21 protein-coding genes are annotated in these 18,722 nt (G+C 42.1%); 6 read left to right on the forward strand and 15 right to left on the reverse strand.

Annotated elements, in window-relative coordinates; genetic code table 11:
• Nucleotides 1–25 precede the first annotated feature (25 nt).
• Nucleotides 26–1,042 carry a tRNA (adenosine(37)-N6)-threonylcarbamoyltransferase complex transferase subunit TsaD gene (gene tsaD / locus AC4CVD_RS10875; protein ID WP_490747557.1) on the reverse strand — a complete coding sequence of 339 codons (1,017 nt, stop codon included), beginning with the start codon at nucleotides 1,040–1,042 and terminating at the stop codon, nucleotides 26–28.
• Between the two features lie 145 nt (nucleotides 1,043–1,187).
• On the opposite strand from tsaD, the gene rpsU reads away from it, so the two are divergent.
• Both rpsU and AC4CVD_RS10885 read left to right on the forward strand, forming a co-directional pair.
• Complete coding sequence (rpsU, locus tag AC4CVD_RS10880) at nucleotides 1,188–1,403, forward strand: 30S ribosomal protein S21 (RefSeq protein ID WP_001136722.1); 216 nt, start codon at nucleotides 1,188–1,190, stop codon at nucleotides 1,401–1,403.
• Between the two features lie 33 nt (nucleotides 1,404–1,436).
• Nucleotides 1,437–1,883, forward strand: a complete 447-nt coding sequence (locus AC4CVD_RS10885; protein WP_004982206.1) for a GatB/YqeY domain-containing protein — start codon at nucleotides 1,437–1,439, stop codon at nucleotides 1,881–1,883.
• Between the two features lie 171 nt (nucleotides 1,884–2,054).
• On the opposite strand, the gene AC4CVD_RS10890 is transcribed toward AC4CVD_RS10885, so the two are convergent.
• The 12 genes from AC4CVD_RS10890 to AC4CVD_RS10945 form a co-directional block, all read right to left on the reverse strand.
• On the reverse strand, nucleotides 2,055–3,494 hold the full coding sequence (locus AC4CVD_RS10890) for a M48 family metalloprotease (protein WP_374758865.1): 1,440 nt from the start codon (nucleotides 3,492–3,494) through the stop codon (nucleotides 2,055–2,057).
• Between the two features lie 84 nt (nucleotides 3,495–3,578).
• Entirely contained in the window at nucleotides 3,579–4,547 is a 969-nt protein-coding gene (locus AC4CVD_RS10895) for a 2-hydroxyacid dehydrogenase (RefSeq protein WP_490753093.1), read from the reverse strand.
• Between the two features lie 2 nt (nucleotides 4,548–4,549).
• A complete protein-coding gene (locus AC4CVD_RS10900) occupies nucleotides 4,550–5,215 on the reverse strand; it encodes a hypothetical protein (RefSeq protein ID WP_178927657.1) in 666 nt (221 codons plus the stop codon).
• Between the two features lie 132 nt (nucleotides 5,216–5,347).
• Nucleotides 5,348–7,234: a M48 family metalloprotease gene (locus AC4CVD_RS10905; protein WP_490753094.1), complete on the reverse strand. Its 1,887-nt coding sequence runs from the start codon at nucleotides 7,232–7,234 to the stop codon at nucleotides 5,348–5,350.
• An 87-nt stretch (nucleotides 7,235–7,321) separates the two neighbouring features.
• Complete coding sequence (gene purF, locus AC4CVD_RS10910) at nucleotides 7,322–8,857, reverse strand: amidophosphoribosyltransferase (protein ID WP_004696272.1); 1,536 nt, start codon at nucleotides 8,855–8,857, stop codon at nucleotides 7,322–7,324.
• Nucleotides 8,858–8,881: 24 nt separating this feature from the next.
• Nucleotides 8,882–9,466: a CvpA family protein gene (locus AC4CVD_RS10915; RefSeq protein WP_490753095.1), complete on the reverse strand. Its 585-nt coding sequence runs from the start codon at nucleotides 9,464–9,466 to the stop codon at nucleotides 8,882–8,884.
• Nucleotides 9,463–10,473, reverse strand: a complete 1,011-nt coding sequence (locus AC4CVD_RS10920; protein WP_490747553.1) for a quinone-dependent dihydroorotate dehydrogenase — start codon at nucleotides 10,471–10,473, stop codon at nucleotides 9,463–9,465. The genes AC4CVD_RS10915 and AC4CVD_RS10920 overlap by 4 nt, the downstream gene beginning before the upstream one ends.
• 90 nt (nucleotides 10,474–10,563) lie before the next feature.
• Entirely contained in the window at nucleotides 10,564–11,043 is a 480-nt protein-coding gene (locus tag AC4CVD_RS10925; RefSeq protein WP_490753096.1) for a type II secretion system protein M, read from the reverse strand.
• A complete protein-coding gene (gene gspL / locus AC4CVD_RS10930; RefSeq protein WP_348927982.1) occupies nucleotides 11,043–12,182 on the reverse strand; it encodes a type II secretion system protein GspL in 1,140 nt (379 codons plus the stop codon). Before gspL ends, AC4CVD_RS10925 begins: the two co-directional genes overlap by 1 nt.
• A 29-nt stretch (nucleotides 12,183–12,211) precedes the next feature.
• Nucleotides 12,212–12,667 carry a phosphoglycerate mutase family protein gene (locus AC4CVD_RS10935; protein ID WP_005400615.1) on the reverse strand — a complete coding sequence of 152 codons (456 nt, stop codon included), beginning with the start codon at nucleotides 12,665–12,667 and terminating at the stop codon, nucleotides 12,212–12,214.
• A gap of 102 nt (nucleotides 12,668–12,769) precedes the next feature.
• Entirely contained in the window at nucleotides 12,770–13,843 is a 1,074-nt protein-coding gene (locus tag AC4CVD_RS10940) for an NAD(P)H-dependent glycerol-3-phosphate dehydrogenase (RefSeq protein ID WP_114837502.1), read from the reverse strand.
• Between the two features lie 23 nt (nucleotides 13,844–13,866).
• Nucleotides 13,867–14,442 carry a nitroreductase family protein gene (locus AC4CVD_RS10945; protein WP_005400613.1) on the reverse strand — a complete coding sequence of 192 codons (576 nt, stop codon included), beginning with the start codon at nucleotides 14,440–14,442 and terminating at the stop codon, nucleotides 13,867–13,869.
• 232 nt (nucleotides 14,443–14,674) lie between these two features.
• On the opposite strand from AC4CVD_RS10945, the gene AC4CVD_RS10950 reads away from it, so the two are divergent.
• A complete protein-coding gene (locus AC4CVD_RS10950) occupies nucleotides 14,675–15,055 on the forward strand; it encodes a hypothetical protein (RefSeq protein WP_333653026.1) in 381 nt (126 codons plus the stop codon).
• Nucleotides 15,056–15,115: 60 nt separating this feature from the next.
• Here the strand turns inward: AC4CVD_RS10950 and rhlB are convergent, their stop codons facing one another.
• Both rhlB and AC4CVD_RS10960 read right to left on the reverse strand, forming a co-directional pair.
• Complete coding sequence (gene rhlB, locus AC4CVD_RS10955; RefSeq protein ID WP_004982241.1) at nucleotides 15,116–16,267, reverse strand: ATP-dependent RNA helicase RhlB; 1,152 nt, start codon at nucleotides 16,265–16,267, stop codon at nucleotides 15,116–15,118.
• A gap of 97 nt (nucleotides 16,268–16,364) precedes the next feature.
• Nucleotides 16,365–16,577 carry a cold-shock protein gene (locus AC4CVD_RS10960; RefSeq protein ID WP_004648643.1) on the reverse strand — a complete coding sequence of 71 codons (213 nt, stop codon included), beginning with the start codon at nucleotides 16,575–16,577 and terminating at the stop codon, nucleotides 16,365–16,367.
• A gap of 390 nt (nucleotides 16,578–16,967) precedes the next feature.
• Between AC4CVD_RS10960 and AC4CVD_RS10965 the strand changes: the two genes are divergently transcribed.
• The 3 genes from AC4CVD_RS10965 to AC4CVD_RS10975 all read left to right on the forward strand — a co-directional run bounded on the left by AC4CVD_RS10965 (nucleotide 16,968) and on the right by AC4CVD_RS10975 (nucleotide 18,704).
• Entirely contained in the window at nucleotides 16,968–17,201 is a 234-nt protein-coding gene (locus tag AC4CVD_RS10965) for a sulfurtransferase TusA family protein (protein WP_004696251.1), read from the forward strand.
• A gap of 138 nt (nucleotides 17,202–17,339) precedes the next feature.
• On the forward strand, nucleotides 17,340–18,209 hold the full coding sequence (gene rpoH, locus AC4CVD_RS10970) for an RNA polymerase sigma factor RpoH (protein WP_004982243.1): 870 nt from the start codon (nucleotides 17,340–17,342) through the stop codon (nucleotides 18,207–18,209).
• Between the two features lie 129 nt (nucleotides 18,210–18,338).
• Nucleotides 18,339–18,704 (forward strand): DUF423 domain-containing protein, encoded by a 366-nt coding sequence (locus AC4CVD_RS10975; protein WP_004696247.1) that lies wholly within the window; start codon nucleotides 18,339–18,341, stop codon nucleotides 18,702–18,704.
• Nucleotides 18,705–18,722 lie beyond the last annotated feature (18 nt).

The raw sequence follows: 18,722 nt of genomic DNA on the forward strand, positions 1-18,722 counted from the left end.
ATTTCAGGACAAGACAATGAAAGCCTTATACTTCACTGGGATTGGTCAACTCAGTCATTGGCCAGCGTGGTGTTGTCGTTACAGCCAAACCATCTTGCTGCCCTGCTTTTAAGCGCTGATAACCAGCAAAAGCTATCATAGCGCCATTGTCCGTACAAAGTGCAGGTTCGGCATAGTAGACCTGAGCACGAATCTTAGTTAAATCTGCTTCCAAACGTTCACGCAAACGTTTATTGGCACTGACACCACCTGCGATCACTAAGCGTTTTAAACCTGTTTGCTTCAACGCTTTCACAGATTTTTTAACCAAGGTATCCACGATAGCTTCTTGGAAACTCGCTGCAATATCCGCATCACGGTTTTCATCACCTAATTTTTTCATTTGCACAGATACAGCTGTTTTTAAACCACTAAATGAAAACTCCAAACCTTGATGCAACATTGGACGTGGGAAAGCAAAGGCATTCGGATCACCTTGCTCAGCCAGTTTTGAAATATTTGGGCCACCTGGGTACGGTAACCCCATCATTTTCGCAACCTTATCAAAGGCTTCACCTGCAGCATCATCAATCGACTCCCCCAATAATTCATACTGCCCAATCCCATAGGCAGCCATCAATTGAGAATGTCCACCTGAGACCAAAAGTGCTACAAAAGGAAATTCTGGCGGTGTTTCCGATAAAAGTGGCGCCAACATATGCCCTTCCATATGATGCACACCAACTGCAGGTTTATTTAAAGCAAAGGCCAAAGTTCGACCAAACAGCGCGCCTGTCATCAGCGCACCCATCAAACCTGGGCCACGCGTATATGCAACGGCATCAATTTCAGATTTTTTTACACCACTTTCTTCAAGCAGTTGATTCATCAATGGAATCAGCTTACGCACATGGTCACGCGATGCCAACTCCGGCACCACACCACCATACTCTGCATGCAGTTTAATTTGGCTGTACAGCACTTGCCCACGCAAACCCAACTCGCTGTCATAAAGGGCAAGTCCTGTTTCATCACAAGATGTTTCTAAGCCTAAAACGATCATTAAACTGCCTATAACCTGTATCAAATCTATTGCGTGAACCATTATAGACTTGTGGTATGAGATGTAAATGAGTAAAATACTGACCTTCACTTGTGATCAGGGCAATGTCGCCCAGATCTTATCCATAACTTAATGAGGATTCTTCATGCCACAAGTTAAATTGAAAGAAGGCGAACCAGTAGACGTAGCTATCCGTCGTTTCAAACGTTCATGCGAAAAAGCGGGCGTTTTAGCTGACGTTCGTAAGCGCGAATTCTACGAGAAACCAACTCAAGAACGTAAGCGCAAAAAAGCTGCTGCTGTTAAACGCTACCAAAAGAAATTGGCGCGTGAATCAGTACGTACTACTCGCCTTTACTAAGATTAATTTGTGATTGACTGCCTGGACTAAATAATGACTACTTTAAAAAGCCAAATAACTGAAGTTTTGAAAGCCACTATGCGTGCTAAAGAAATGGATAAGTTAACGGTAATTCGTGGTCTACAGGCGGCAATTAAGCAAATCGAAGTCGATGAGCGCAAAGAACTTGACGACGCTCAAGTTCTTGCGGTCATTGAAAAACAAATTAAACAACGTAAAGAATCGATCAAAGCCTTTGAAGGCGCTGGTCGAGAAGATTTAGCTAGTAAGGAACAAGCCGAACTTGAGGTTTTATCTCAATTTCTACCAGAAGCTATGACTGAGGAAGAACTTGATTCCATGATTGCGCAAACGATTGCAGCGCAAGAAGCTACTAGCATGAAAGATATGGGTAAGGTGATGAATTCTCTGCGTCCGCTCATAGCCGGGCGCGCCGATCCTTCTCAAGTTTCAGCAAAAATTAAAGCAAAACTGGCTTAATTTAAAAATCTTTAAATCGATTACGTTGAACTGACCTTAAAAAAGGCAGTTCAAAGTTCTACTTTATATAAAAATTATTATTCTTCTTTTTATTTTATCTATTCATTCTTAGCTTTAAAAACAACTCCTGACTCATCTCTGTTTTATCCCTCTATTTGTAATACCACTTTTCTAAGCTCTAAATTGTCGATCCTTTTGCATTTGGGTTAAACGCGTTTTAATGGTCGCTGACATTGATTCATTATCTTTCGCTAAACGCTGAGCATGCAACAAAGATTTAATCGCCTCTTCTTCAAAGCCCGACCAAAACTGCACTTCAGCCCGATAGCGCAAAACATTAATGGTATGCATTGGCGACTTTTTATCTAAACTTGCGGCTTGTTGCATCAGTCTCCACGCATTCACATCACGCGGATTATTTTTCAAAAACCGATTGAGTACAGGCTGCGCAAGCTCAGGTCGATTCTGACGAATGTAAACTTCAGCCAATTTATAATTTAAAGCCCGATTTTCAGGCATGATGCTCGTAGGTGATTGAATCACAGCAAGAGCTTCATTCACCCGATTTTGTCCAAGCAAAATATCAGTTTGAATCAAGGTTTGCAGGTTATGTAATTTCTGATGTGCCTTGGCCTGATCTAACACTTGTTGAGCAAGTTTATAGTCACCTTGTTTGAGGTAAAAACTAGCCAAAGCCAGTTGTGCTGCATAACTGTTACGACTCACCAACGTCTGTAGTTGCTGTTCTGTCGCCTGATTCGAGATCACCATGGTATACAGCTTCAAGATTTCAAAGTCTTCATCACGCCAAGTAGATTTCACTTTAGGCAACTGATTCGCTCTCAGTCTCGCCTCACTCATTCGCTCAGTCGTGAGTGGGTGTGTGAACCAAAAGTCGGGTAAAAAACTCACTCGACTGGTTGCACGGTGCATCACTTCAAAAAAATCAGCCATACTTTGCGGGTTATAACCAGCGCTATACATATACTGCATCCCTATACGGTCAGCTTCACGCTCTTGGTTACGACTATAAGACAGCTGCTTGTCCATGAGTGCGGCTTGCGTACCCACCATGACCGCAGAACCGACATCACCATCTGCTTGAGATGCAACCAAAGCACCAACCAAAATCCCTGCCAGCGCGAGTAATCCCTGCCCCTTAAACGCCTCTTGCGAACGACTGTAGTGGCGCTGTGTGACGTGCGCAATTTCGTGCGCCATTACGCCGGCAACTTCATCCATATTATTGGCATTGGTAATCAAACCAGCGTTTAATGCAAACAATCCGCCCGGAACTGCAAAGGCATTAATTTGCGGGTCATTAATGACCACCAGACCTATGGGTTGACCAAGCTGGGTTTGACTCAAAATGCTTGAAAAAGCATTCATCAGTTGATCTTCTAGCCACGGATTTTGCGTAACAGGTAGCTGACGCTGTACTTCACGATAAACTTTTTCACCAATATAGCGCTCGTTATATTGATCAATAAAACCTATACCCGAACCAATCTCAGGCACATTAAACTGTGGGGCATTCGTAAGAAATTGACCTTCTGCAAAACCAACAGTCGAAATAAGACTTAAACTGCACGCACACAGAAAACGCTTCAACCCTCACCCCGACTTTATTTAAAGGAATCGAATGACTATAACATTGATAATTGAATGAAAATGCAATGAAGTGTTATCAATTCTTTATCTAAATTCAGGATTCACCACATATTGAGGTTGACCACCTTCCAATGCTTTCACCAAGTTTTGGTAAGCCAACTCTGACATTTTTTTACGTGTTACAGACGTTGCAGAACCAATATGCGGCAGCGTTACCACATTATGCAGCTGGAACAGTGCTGAATCTTGCAAGGGTTCTTTTTCATAAACATCCAACCCAGCTGCAAAAATTTGCTTTTGCTCCAAGGCCTGAATGAGTGCCTGCTCATCTACTACGGCACCACGCGAAATATTTACAAAGACGGCATGAGATTGCATTTTCTTAAATGCTTCTGCATCAATCAAATGCTGCGTATTCGCGTTTAGATCAACCGCCACAACAATGAAGTCCGATTGCTCCAACAGCTCATCTAATTCGCAAAAACGTGCATTTAATGGCTGAGCCAATTCTAATTTTTCTCGGCGCCCGTGATACAAAATATTCATATTAAAACCATGAAAACCACGTCGCGCAATTGCCGCACCAATATTTCCTAAGCCAATAATACCCAATGTTTGACCAAAAATTTCCTGACCAAATTGTGCCTGCCCGACAGTACGCGACCACTGACCTGTTTTGGTCCATTGATCCAAATAAGGCACTTGACGCGCCGCACTCATCAACAACGTAAAGGCCAAATCGGCAGTCGTTTCAGTTAGCACATGAGGGGTGTGGCTGAGCCAAATTTTTGCTTGGTTTAAGTAGTTCAGATCATAGTTGTCATAGCCAACACTAACACTAGATATAATTTTGAGCTGTTTCGCCGTTTCTAGGTTGTTTTGATTCAGTAAACGCCCTGCACCAATCATGGCATCCGCATCCGCAACTTGCTCACGGATTTGCGTATTTACATCACCTGCTTTCGGGTTGATGACCACCACGTGATAACGGTGCTCTAGGCGCTGTAATACTTCTGCATCTATTTGACTAAAAACAACGACTTTCTGCTTCATACCTATTCCATATTTTGTTGTTTTGCTCGCATCATGTGCCACAGGGCTTTTTTAAGTAATGGCTGATCAAGCATTTCTTGTAAGCTTGCTGCTTGTGTGACTTTTACACCATTAGCATTTGGTATAGAGCCCAATGTAATAACAGTTTTACCCTGACTTAAACCATCAATGAAACCTTGAATATAACTCTGAACACCGCGCCCATCTTGGAAATTCAACAAAGGAAAAGGCCAATTCAGCGCATACTTTTGCGCAGGTAAGGCTTGCACAATATTTTGCCACAGCTGTTGCTGCTCCAAGCTCAATTGTGTCGCTTCAATGACCAAGGCACAGTGCTCCAAGGCAATAGCTTGCAACTGAAAAGCCTCAACATGGATGGCCTCTCGGACAATTTCTTCTTTTAATGCTGTAACAACTTCTTGTTCAATCGGCTGCGTTGCAATTTCAGCAGGAGGCGCTGGATGTGGAAGCTTATTCTGTACAAGTGGATGTTCAGGAATGCTTTTGGCTTCGGGCTGAGATTGAGGTCGCACAATTTCAGAAATAATCTCAGTCGCGCTTTGATCTCGCCAGATCGATGTGGCTACATTTTGTTGAGACGGCAAAAAATCAGGAACCCACAAATCAATTCCTAAACTCGCCAAAACCTCACGCTGATGCCCGATCATCTTTTACCTTCACACTTAATTCAGTGCATATTCTATCGGGAAATGCCTAGAGATGCTGTTCTTTTCACATTTTATTCGCATAGACACTAGGCAAATATCAAGAACATGCTCAACGCAAAATTCACCATTCAATTAAACAATCATCAAGCGATTCTTCTTTTGCATTTGCTCAACGATCTCTTCACTGTCAAAACCGAGACGCCAATAAAGCAACTCCAAAACATCCTGCTCATCTTGAGTAATAATGCGGTCATTCCATAAACAAATTTCAGCCACCCCCAAAATACTCAAACGATCCCGAAGTAACAGCCCTGCCATATCGTTTAAAATTTCGGCCAAATCAATCGGTTCATCTGAAATTTCTGCATACTGCTCCAACTCTTGCACAGTTAAAACTCGACGTAAAATTTTCTCTCGTACTTCCAACTGTGTTTCACTATTGATTTGTTGCACATGTAACAAAGCATCAATTAAACGCACAATCTGCGGTTTAACTTCATCTAGGGCCGCAGGTGTATGCACAGGCAACAAATTCAGCTCAAACTTAACTCTTTCGAGTAACAGCGCATCCAACAGTCCAATTTCTCCATCTTCCTGAATAATCCTCGCCAACTTTAATAGAAACTGACGTGCAATTGTCGCTGGCATGCCACCAATATTTCGGCATGCCTCATGGAAAATTGAAATATGTACACGACCATCTAGGTTTAACAATGAATCAACAATGGCACGACTCACTTCAGCCTCAGCAGGAATAAACTCACGGAATTGGCGAATCATGAGAATCGCGACCATCAGCTCGCGCGAACCTGTTGCGGTCTGTAAAGCACGTTGAATGAGCTCTGGACGTTCAATATGTACACGTACTTCAGGGTTAAGCGGTTTAATCGCATCTTTAATGGCAAAACTAATCGGAGACAGTCTTAATAAGGGCAAAGGCTGCGGTGAAGTCCAAGGGGCTTGAAAATCCGCGTACTGCTCTTCTAAGGAACGAAACAAGCCAAATAGCGGACGGTTGCGCAGTTTTTCTAGGTTTTCTAACTGTATGTCTTGAACCAAATTCGGATTCATTTCATAAATACGTTCTTCAATACTTGGATGAATATTCATCCAACTTTGTGCACTTAATGAGTTGGCAAAACACATGTGTGCAATCGACTCAGAATATTCACTGTGAATTTGCGAACCTGCGTGATGCACATAGATACGCATCAAGGTTTGAATATTGGCATCATTTTGCATCAGACGACGTGTTTTCATATCATTTTTTAAAGTACGCCCCCCCAACGTCAGAAACTTAATACAGCGGGTAACCAGCACCCCCAAACTACCAATCAACCAGATCACACCACCTGTTGCGACAAAAGTAGTTTCAAAACTTTGCGACTTTTTATGATGAGTTGAAAATCCCAATTTAGCAATTTTACTGCCCCACTGACTAAAGGTGGTGAGGGCACTATATAAAATTTTTAGCCGTGTATTTTCAGCGGTCTCACCAGATAAAATTTGATTAAACTCATGATTTAATAACCCCGTCAGCTCAAGTTCATCGAGGTTTTGCAGGGCGCCCCACGTTAAAATAATCGCAATATCTTTGGGATAAAAACCAGCAGTTAAGGCATTTACCCCCACTTCATCGGGCAAAACATAGACTGCAGGCGTTTCAATTAAAAAAGTATCAGCTAGTTTTTCTGTAATTTTCAGTGCAATACTTTCTTCTGGTGTACTTTCAATCAAACTTAAACGTCGTGCACGCAGTTGCTTGGCCAGACTGTGTCCGCCTGAACGGAACACATACAGCTCATATACCACGGAATAACTCATCACCAAGAACAATAAACCAATGATATAAATACTCAAACTATGCCAAAAAATGCTTTGACTCGAATCAAAATAAAAAACCAGCAGTCCAGCCACAGTATTTAAAATAAATAGCGACAAAAGTACCGCAAGCAAACAGATACTGGCAGACCACAACATGTTTTTATTCTTTATGATTGAATAGCTTACACCCTTCAATGTAAATCCCTTTTCTTACATTGTTTGAATCAATCCATCATAAATGAAAAAAGCGGGAAACTCCCGCTTTTCTCAAATCTAAATCAATTAGACTTCTTTCACGCCCGTCAAATCAACGGAAGCTGCATCAATATTGACATCAATATAGCTGTCTTTCTTTTTCGATGTTTCACGGCGTTTCGCCTGTAATTCATCTAAATAAGCTTCATCGATACCACCAGCAACATATTTACCATCAAATACCGAGCAATCAAACTCTTGTAAATCTGGTACTTTGCTAGTGCGCACAGCTGCTTTTAAGTCTTCCAAATCTTGGAAAATTAGACGATCTGCACCAATAATTTCACGAATTTCTTCAACGGTACGCTCAGATGCAATCAACTCTTCTTTTGCTGGCATATCAATGCCATACACGTTTGGATATTTCACCATCGGCGCAGCAGAAGCAAAGAAGACTTTTTTCGCACCCGCATCACGTGCCATCTGGATAATTTCATTACACGTAGTACCACGCACAATCGAGTCATCCACCAAAAGTACATTTTTACCTTGGAACTCGAGTTCAACAGGGTTCAACTTTTGACGTACTGATTTTTTACGTAATTGCTGACCTGGCATAATGAAGGTACGGCCGATGTAGCGGTTCTTCATAAAGCCTTCACGGAACTTCACACCCAGCATATTTGCAAGTTCAAGTGCAGAGGTACGCGAGGTATCTGGAATTGGGATCACAACATCGATATCGTGCTCTTCACTCCACTCCGTCAAGATTTTTTGAGCAAGCTTTTCGCCCATTTTTAAACGTGCTTTGTAGACTGAAATGCCATCAATAATCGCATCTGGACGCGCAAAGTAAACATATTCAAAAATACATGGGCGGTATTCAGGCGCTTCAGCACACTGCTTGGTAAACATCTGCCCTTGTGAGTCGATAAAAATCGCTTCACCCGGCGCAATATCACGCTCAACTTTAAAGCCGAGTGCCGTAATAGCGACAGACTCAGATGCAATGATATATTCCATACCAGCATCAGTTTCACGCGAACCGTAAATCAGTGGACGAATACCATTTGGATCACGGAAACCCACTAAGCCATGCCCAGTAAGCATTGCAACTACAGCATAACCACCTTTACAGCGCTCATGTACTTTACTAACCACATGAAAAATGTCGTCTGCTGTAGGCATCAATTTGCCGCGTTTTTGCAACTCATGCGCGAACACGTTTAACAGTACTTCAGAGTCTGAATCCGTATTCATATGACGTAAGTCTGTTTTGAACAGATCGTCATGAATTTCTTCAGCATTGGTTAAGTTACCATTATGCGCTAACGTGATCCCATAAGGTGAGTTCACATAGAAGGGCTGCGCTTCAGCACTGCTCGATGAACCCGCTGTAGGATAACGCACATGACCAATACCGTAATTACCTTGTAATGCACGCATATGGCGAGTGTGGAACACATCACGAACCATACCATTGTCTTTACGTAAAAATAAACGACCTTCGTGGCAGGTTACTATCCCAGCTGCATCTTGCCCACGATGTTGTAACATCGTTAATGCATCAAACAACATTTGGTTAACAGCTGATTTACCAGCTATACCAACTACTCCACACATAGCAACCTCGCAGACAAGCTAGGATTAATAAAAAGGATTATTTGTTGACTCACCCTGTCCCTCAGCATTTTTCGAGGAAATTTTCGGTGAAGAATCTGAAGATACATGTGTATCTTTAGACTTGATATGTGACATCGCCTCGCTTGCAGCCTCTTTAGAAAGCTCCATCGCCCAAGGCGCGTAAGGCAAAAGTGTTTGGACAAATTTGGATTGTCTCCAATATGGAGAGCTTTCAACCCAAGACCCGACACCTTGCATCGTAAGCAGAACAATTAACAACCCTTTTAATGAACCAAAAGCACCGCCGGCTAATCGATTCAAAGGCCCGAGTTTTAAACTCTTCAATATGTTATTCAGTAATGCCGTGACTATCCACGTCAAAACCACAATAACCAATACAATAAATGCAAAAGCTGCAATTTTTTGAACCACTGGATCTTCACTGAGTGAGACCATCGAAGGTGCTAGAACGCTTGCAAATTTAGCACCAACAATCAGCGCTAAAATCCATCCTATCAAGTTCGCAAAGGCTTTAACAAATCCTTGACGCAAACCGTTGAGCCCTCCAATGAGCAATACAATCAATATGAAGATATCAATGGCATTCATGTTGTTTTCATTGCAGAGACGCAGTCTTGAATTAAGGTTGATCCTGTATAGATGAGGCCACTATAAACTTGTACAAGGTTTGCCCCTGCATTTTGTTTTGCAAGCGCCTGCTCACCCGACAAAATCCCACCCACACCAATCAAAGGAATCTGACCTTTTAAAACCTCAGCAAAGGTTTTTAAACACGCTGTACTTTTCTCAAACACAGGCGCACCAGATAAACCACCCGCTTCATCACCAAAAGGTAAGTTTTCCACCCCTTCACGAGACAAAGTCGTATTGGTCACAATCAACCCATCAATTTTAAACTGAAGCAGTTGTTTCGCAATAAATTGAATATCTTCCGCTTCCAAATCCGGCGCAACTTTCAGCACCAAGGGTACATAGTGCTGCTGCTCTTCAGCCAACTCTAACTGACGTTTTTTCAGCGTCTCTAGCAGCTCGGTTAAAGCATCACCACTTTGCAAACTACGCAGGTTTTTAGTATTTGGAGAAGAAATGTTAACAGTAATATAAGACGCATAGTTATAGACTTTTTCTAAACAAATGAGATAGTCATCTACTGCATTTTCGACTGGGGTATCCGCATTTTTGCCGATATTAATCCCTAAAACACCTTTGAACTTTGCCGCTTTGACATTTTCAATCAGTTGATCCACACCAGCGTTGTTAAAACCCATACGGTTAATAATGGCTTTAGCTTGTGGGATACGGAATAAACGCGGTAGAGGATTGCCCTGCTGTGGACGCGGAGTAATGGTTCCAATTTCAATAAAACCAAACCCTAGACCTGCCAGTGCGTCAATATAAGCACCATTTTTATCTAGACCAGCAGCCAAACCTACAGGATTGGGGAACTCGATGCCCATACATGTCACCGGTTTAGCCGCTATATTTTGACGCATTAAGCCTAGCTTATGCGTTGATTTCAATAGCGATAGTGTTAGCTCATGTGCACGCTCTGGTGCTAAAGTAAACAACAAAGGGCGGGCAAGAGAATACAACATATCTGTAAAAGTCTACTGCTTTTTAAGTCGCCATATTATAGGCATAGCCTCGCTAAAACACCATGCTTCGTCTGGCTTTATTTTTAGCGATTATTTCACGCTCGCCGATAATTTAATCTGCCCTGCATCTGAGACCAACTCCATTTTTTCAATACTCAAACCATTTTGCGTCAGTTGGGTCAAAAAGTTGGCCAACACCACATAGTTTGCGTGGCTTACCACCAACTGAATTTGTTCAGCATTCTGCTGCGAAGCAACCGACAAACCTTGCTGCTGCGCAATACGTTGGATCTGCTCCATCGGAGTCAGTTGCCCATCTGAGCTCGATTTCATGGTGACTGCATTGCTCTGCATCCATGTCATGGTTTCTTTGAGCTGGTTCACGCGTTTTTGCTGTTTCTCTGCCGCAGCATAGGTATACCAAAGTGCAGCCCCTATCGAGCTCACCAATACGAAAATGAGCAAGAAGATGGCTAATACACGGTCGCGCGGTGTAAGACGATCAAAATAAGTACTGATCAGCTCTAAACGCTGATCCAAAACAGTTTGTAAATTTTGCATGGCTTTCATTATTGTATTTTCACCATTCCAATTGCCCCACCCGTGGTCGGCTGAATATTGCCTAATTCAACCTGAAAACCTTGTTGATTAAGCTGCTGAGTGAGTGTCTGTAAAGCCTCTGCCGAGTTGGCTTTAAGTTGCATATTTAGGCTATTCGCTTCATACACCACCTGATTAGCCACAATTTGCTGTTGCATGAGCACAGGCCCAACGCGACTCAATAAAGACAAAGCTTGCGCATCCGCTTGTTTATTCATATTCAGTTGATATTCAAACTGGCTTCGCAGCGTTTGCTCGCTCACAGGATAATTCGCACCAAACCAATATTTAAATTGGTCGACCGCCTGAGCAGCCACTTGCTCTGCAAGCTTTTTATTTTGATACCAACGGGTCGCATCGTAGGTCAGTTGCGTCACAATCAATGCAGCCAATACCGCTGCACAGGCTTTCCAATAGCCCGTTGAAACATGTTGCTCTTTCACCTTCGGCAAAAGATTCCATGGATGTTGTTTTGCTCTTGGCAATGCCATCCACTCATAATGGAAAGACTCAAGCTGCTCCTGCGTCACACTGGCGTTTAAGCTATGCATGTGCGAAGCACTAAAATTACAAATTTTATATTTTTGGTTGACTGCTTGATAATCTAAAAATACAGCAAGATCATCAATTGATCCGCCCAACCAAGTATTAGCGCGAAACAGGAGTCGTTCTTCAATACAACCCAAGATTACCTGTTCTGCGTCAGGCACAGGCAAAATCAGAAAATCAGGCAATAGACTGACCAGCTTCACAGGAATCAAACTCAAGGCATGCTGCAAAGTCTCTAAACGATACTTTGAGATACCCAAAACAGTGAGTTGCTCAGGCGCTTGAAAGTGATGTAATACTTTCATCTGATCAATTAAACTCAATATATATTCTTCCAGCAAATACTTCACACCTTCGGCCCCCAACTGCTTGTATTGGGCCTTAGGCATATTTTGCTGAATAATTTGCACATCACGGCTTGGAAAGAAAACAGTTGCTTCCTCACCATGATGCGCTTGTATATCTTGGATCAATTGCTCAAGTGTATGAGCAGATTGCCATCTTTCCCCTATAGACCAGTGCCATGTTCCATCGGCTTCGGGCATCCAAATTTGCAACATGTATTATATTCTGCCGTTTTAATTGGTTTTTATATGCTAGGTATAAATGCTTTTGTTTGTGTCGACAAGCCTTCCGCGATAACTGCTTGCTCATAAATCCGCGCTTCAGCCAAAGCATAAGGATTAAAAGATTCCGTCACCAAAATCGAGGCCATATGCGCCACCACATTCATATGGCACACCACTACAATAGACTCATACGGCAAATGTGATAACCATTCCACAGCAGCTTTTGCATCATCATCGGGCTTAATGGTATTACAGATTACGACAGGCACATCCGCAAAGTGCTGTTTGATGTGTGCCAATGTTTCCTGCGCACGCAGCAATGGGCTAACCACAAAGACATCAGGTTGAATCCGTGACTTTAAAAAGTCAGCAGTTTGCTCTGCCTGTGCATGCCCACGTTCAGTGAGTGGGCGTTTAGTGTCATTCCCCATGATCGGTGGTGCAGCTTCGCCATGACGGACCAAAGTCAGTTGCATAAAAAATCCTTATTCAAATCCTGATTATTTTAATTAATTTTTATGACAATTCAGTCATTCTACCCACTTAAACGCTCATTTTATTTCGTTTTTTAAGTGACTTTAAACCTCATGATGCGGCAAAACAAACTCCACATCACTGCGGTGCCCATTTTTCATTAAGGATAATGCAATTGTCATTGGTGGTGCATTTTCAAAAATAACACTGTATAAAGCGCTAGTAATCGGCATATACACATCTAGCTCTTCAGAACGTGCTTTGACTTGTACAATGGTGTTAATGCCTTCTGCTGTTTGTCCCAATTCAGTGGTCGCCTGTTCCAAACTCTTGCCTTGCCCCAGTGCAAAACCGACTTGATAGTTGCGACTCAGTGGGCTGCTACACGTTGCAAATAAATCACCCACACCAGACAAACCTAAGAAGGTCAGTGGATTTGCCCCTAACTTCACAGCAAAACGACTCATTTCCGCCAAAGCACGAGTCAAAATCATACTCTTGGTATTTTCACCGACTTTGTATGCAGCAGCCATTCCCATCGCAACCGCATAAATGTTTTTAAGCGCACCGCCGAGTTCTACACCATGCACATCATCACTGGCGAAAACACGGAACAAGGCACTATGCAAAGCTTGTTGTACAGCGTAACGCACTAAGTCAGACTGGCTTGCAATGACCGTCCCAGCCGGTTGTCCTGCCACAATTTCCTTGGCTAAGTTTGGCCCAGATAACACGCCATAAGGCACTTCTGGTAACTCTGAGCGAATAATATCACTCATAAAACTAAAAGTATTCGCTTCAATACCCTTGGTCAAAGACACCACTGCTTGCGAAGTAATAAACGGTTTAATTTGTTTAAGGACATCACGGAAAGAATGACTCGGAATCGCCACCAAAATAATGTCGCGATCACGAACAGCCTCTTCTATATTTGAAACTGCACGTAAACCATCTTCAAGTTTAAAATCGGGCAAATAGCGTTTATTTATATGCGTTACATTGATATCAGCTGCAACTGTTTCATCACGAATCCAAATCATGGTATCGCAGCCATTACGAACCGCGGTATTCGCCATGGCCGTCCCAAAACTACCACCACCCAAAACTGTAATACGTAGTGCCGTTTTTTGATCTACTGCTACAGGTTCAACCAAATCTGAAAACTTTAACTCTGACATTATTTTTATATCCTAAAATGGAACTATTGATTCCAATAACTTACATAATCTTGGGTTTGAATTTCGGCACGTGGCGGAATCGCTTTAACTGCCGTACCAATATATAAAATACCTGAGATCAAATCATCTGCGCTGAGGCCTAAAACCTGTTTGAAATGCACCGATTCCACCACTGCCCCACTACGCCACATACTCGAAAAACCTTGAGCTTGTAAGGACAAAATAAAATTCTGAATAGCAGCCCCACTACTTAAAGTCTGCTCAAAATTAGGGACTTTCGGATGCGATTGAAATTTAGTCAGCGCCAAAACCAGTAATGGGGCACGAAAAGGATGATTTTTAACACGCTCTAATTGCGCTGATTCCGTTTCGCCCAAATCAGCCAAGGCCTGTGACAATAACTCACCAAATGCCTCACGTTGATCTTCAGCAATTACGATAAAACGTGTCGGCTTTAAACGATGATGATCTGGTGCAGTCAATGCGGCTTGAAATGCCCGCTCTAATTGTTCTGCATTGGGAGCAGGCTCGACCAAATGGCCAATCGATTGACGTTGATGCATATTCTGGTGAACGATATCTACCGCGAGTTCCGTCATTAGGCTCTTAATCTTTCAAATTAAACAATACGTTTTAGAGTAGCACACTCTGAAAAGTTTGCTCTAGCGCTTCAGTATGAAATACCCAGTTTCGGCAAAACTAATTTTAAAATTTTGAGCACTTTTCAAACTGTTCGATAAGACTGCATTTTTCATACATTTCTTACATGATTCATCCGACAAGCTATGTTCCAATAAACAATGATTTAATAAAACATGACTGGGGTATGAAATGAAAAAGAATATCGCTATTGCTGGAGCAGCAGCACTAACACTACTTCTAAGCGCTTGCGCATCGACACCAAGCAACTCTTTAGCGATCCAAAAAGCTGACAATCAATACGAAGTTACGGGTATTGGTAAAACTGCATTGATTGCAAAAAACAACGCGATTGAAGCAGCAGCTAAAACTTGTAGCTCTAAAGCAACAGCGATTGTGAGTGATGAAAAAACCGAATATCAAGGTGCTTTAAAAGGCGTAGTGAGTGACGAAACTGGAAAAATGATCCAAGCAGCCGCATCTGTACTGGGTTCTATTTCGGGCACAAACTCAGGCATTAACCAAGACAGTGACTATCAAACAATCCTGACTTTTTCGTGTAAAGCAAAATAAAGATGCCATAAAAAAACCGCTTATCTGAGCGGTTTTTTTTACACCAATCACGTCAAACGATTAGCAATAACCTTCTAAACGTGTCAGTGGTAGTTTTTGCCCAATGGCTTTTTCAATTTCGGGTAGATAGAACGCATCATCTTCAGATAAAAAACTAATACTCACACCACTTGTACCTGCACGGCCTGTACGACCAATACGGTGTACGTAGTCATCCGACTGTTCAGGTAAGGTGAAATTCACCACATGCGATACACCATCCACATGGATACCACGACCTGCAACATCAGTTGCAATCATGATGTTATGTTGACCATTTTTAAATTGATCTAGCATTTTCAAACGTTTGTCTTGTGCGATTTCACCTGACAACATCACCACTTTATAGCCATCACGCTTTAAGTTGTCATAGAGTTTACGCACTTGATCGCGCCGATTTGCGAAAATCATCACTTTTTCAATAGGCTCATCGCGCAGAATGTCTTGTAGCAATTTATATTTATCTGACTTTGCGACCATGTACACCCGTTGTTCAACATCTGCATTGGTCTTCTTCTCTGGCTCAATTTCAACAGTTACAGGTTCAAACAACCATTGTTGTGCAAGGTTTAAAACATCGTAACTAAACGTTGCAGAGAACATCAGAGTCTGACGTTGTTCCTTACGCGGTGAGAAACGAACAATACGTTTGACTGAAGGAATAAAGCCCATATCTAATAAGCGATCGGCTTCATCAATCACCAAAAATTCAATCTGGTCGAGCCAAACTTCTTTTTGCTCAACAAAGTCAATCAGACGACCTGGCGTCGCCACCATAATATCGACAGGTTTTTTATCGAGTTGTGCTTTTTGTTTATCAAAGTCAACACCGCCTAAAAGCGTCACGACATGTAAATCTGAGAATTTTGTGAGTTCTTTCGCATCGCTTTCGATTTGCAGTGCAAGCTCTCGAGTCGGTGCTAAAATCAAGGCGCGAGGTTCACCACGGTAGCGCTGCTCTTGAATTGGGTTATTCAGCAAGTCGTTAATCACGCTCACCAAAAATGCCGCTGTTTTACCAGTCCCTGTTTGCGCACGACCAATTGCATCGTGTCCCGCCAAAGTGAATTTTAAAACCTTTTGCTGAATAGGCGTCATATCCTTAAAACCTAAAGCATCAATAGCTCGTTTAAGTTGAGGATGTAAATTTAAGGTTTCAAAACCTGATGACATATAAGTGCGCTCTGACGAAAAATCACGAAAATTGATCTGTAGTATAAACAAAAACGCCCCAATTTACATTGGGGCGTTTTAAAGTACGTTCAGACAATTAGTCTAAAGGTTGTACTTCTTCAGCTTGGAAGCCTTTTTGACCTTTTACAACGCTGAATTCAACGCGTTGGCCGTCACGTAGTGAACGGTGGCCGTCGCCTTGGATTGCACGGAAGTGAACGAATACATCGTCGCCGCCATTGCGTTGGATAAAGCCGAAGCCTTTAGTGTCGTTGAACCATTTAACTACGCCTTGTTCACGAGCTGTCATAAGTTAATCCTCATTGTATCTAAAAGAAGGACCACCCGGTGTTGCAAACAGCAGACCAAACAAGGTTTAAAAATATTTATTATTTCTAAGCTTGTAATCATTCTGTATAACTATTAACAAAATCCCGGTTACATCCATTTGTAAAATAGGATTTAAAACAATTTATGGTTGTGTTAAATCCCAGTACGCGACGAGCTTAACATGGGTTAAAAACAATTCATACCCTTTTTTTGATTAATCGTCTTTTTAATTCAGCATATTTTTTAACTAGTTATTTGTAATTTTAGATATAGCGACTATAGGCCTATAACACATGAAATATTTGGGTTTTGGCACTGAATTTGCTACTATTTCTATCATCCTGAATGTTGTGAAGCCTTACTAAGCTATATGAGTGATATCGAACAAAATACCAACATTATTGATGCAATGGGGCAACCATGTCCTATGCCTCTGTTGTTGCTTAAACGCGCACTTAAGAAGAGTCCGGCGCAGCATTTTCTATTAAAATCGTCTGATCCGCACAGTCAGATCGATATCACGCGTTATTGCGAAATCCATCATTTAACTTGTGTTTTGAAACAAATTAATGAACATGAATTTCACTACTTCATTGAATCTTAATTCTTTTCAATTACACTAAGTCTATTCACATTTGCATAAAAGTTTACATTTCTATACCCAATTTTCCATTATTCAGTGGAAGATTGGATTAAGATAAATTCAATTGTTGGGTAAAAATGAAATCCCTAAGGAGAACACATGAGTGACAGCAGCAATCAATTGATGCCCCTGTCATTATCGGCACCAGGTGTAAACTTGGGCGCTTATATTAGTACTGTCAACCAAATCCCGATTTTGACAGCGGAACAAGAAAAAGAGCTAGCTGAACGCTACTATTATGACCAAGACCTCGATGCCGCTAAACTTCTAGTCATGTCGCATCTACGTTTTGTGGTTCATATTGCCCGCAGTTATGCAGGCTACGGCTTACCTCAAGGTGACCTCATTCAAGAAGGTAACTTGGGCTTAATGAAAGCCGTTAAACGCTTCGACCCAAACATGGGCGTACGCTTGGTCTCTTTTGCGGTGCATTGGATTAAAGCAGAAATTCATGAATATGTGATTCGTAACTGGCGTATTGTCAAAATTGCGACAACTAAAGCACAACGTAAACTGTTCTTTAATTTACGTAGTCTAAAAAAATCGTCCAAAAAGCTCACTCTAAAAGAAGCGCAATCGATTGCAAATGACCTCAATGTAACACCTGAACAAGTGTTGGAAATGGAAGGTCGTTTAACTGCTTATGATGCAGCATTTGAAGCTCAGGGTGATGATGACGATGAAGGTTCAACCCATGTTGCACCTGCCCTCTATCTTGAAGATAACCGCTACGACCCAGCGCGTTTGGCTGAAGAAGAAGATTACGAAGAACAAAGCACCAATGCTCTGCATGATGCGATGGAACAGCTTGATGACCGTTCGCGTAATATTTTACAGCGCCGTTGGTTAGATGATGAAAAATCGACGCTGCACGAACTGGCTGCTGAATATAATGTTTCCGCAGAACGTATTCGTCAGCTTGAAAAAAATGCCATGGAAAAAATTAAAGTGGCGATGTCATCGAACTAAGATGATACCAATACAGAAAAGGGCGAAATGCCCTTTTCTTTTTACCAATAAATGAGGCTTTTTGTCTTTTAACCTTTCTTCAAAATATGCTACTTTGTTGCGCACAGTGATATAAGTAAAGCATTGCATATGTGGATTGCGATTTCAGCGCTGAATTTAGCGTTTGCCGTTATATTAGGTGCCTTTGGCGCACATGGTCTCAAAGCACGTGCTACTGAAGCCCAATTGGCTTGGTGGCAAACTGCAACTGATTACTTTTTTTACCATGCGCTTGGTTTATTGGCGCTCGGCATTTTGGCCAAAGTCCTTCCCAAGCTTCCCATCAAAATCAGCTTTTTACTGATTCAAGTCGGCATCTTCTTTTTCTGTGGTTCCCTCTATGTCATGGCATTGGGCTTACCGCGTGGCCTAGGTGCGATTACCCCGATTGGTGGGGCATTGATGATTGCAGGTTGGTTGGTTCTGGCATGGAATGCCATGAAATATGCCAAGTAAACAACTAGAGATGAGCAC

The sequence above is a fragment of the Acinetobacter sp. LipI_23 genome (genome assembly GCF_058243045.1).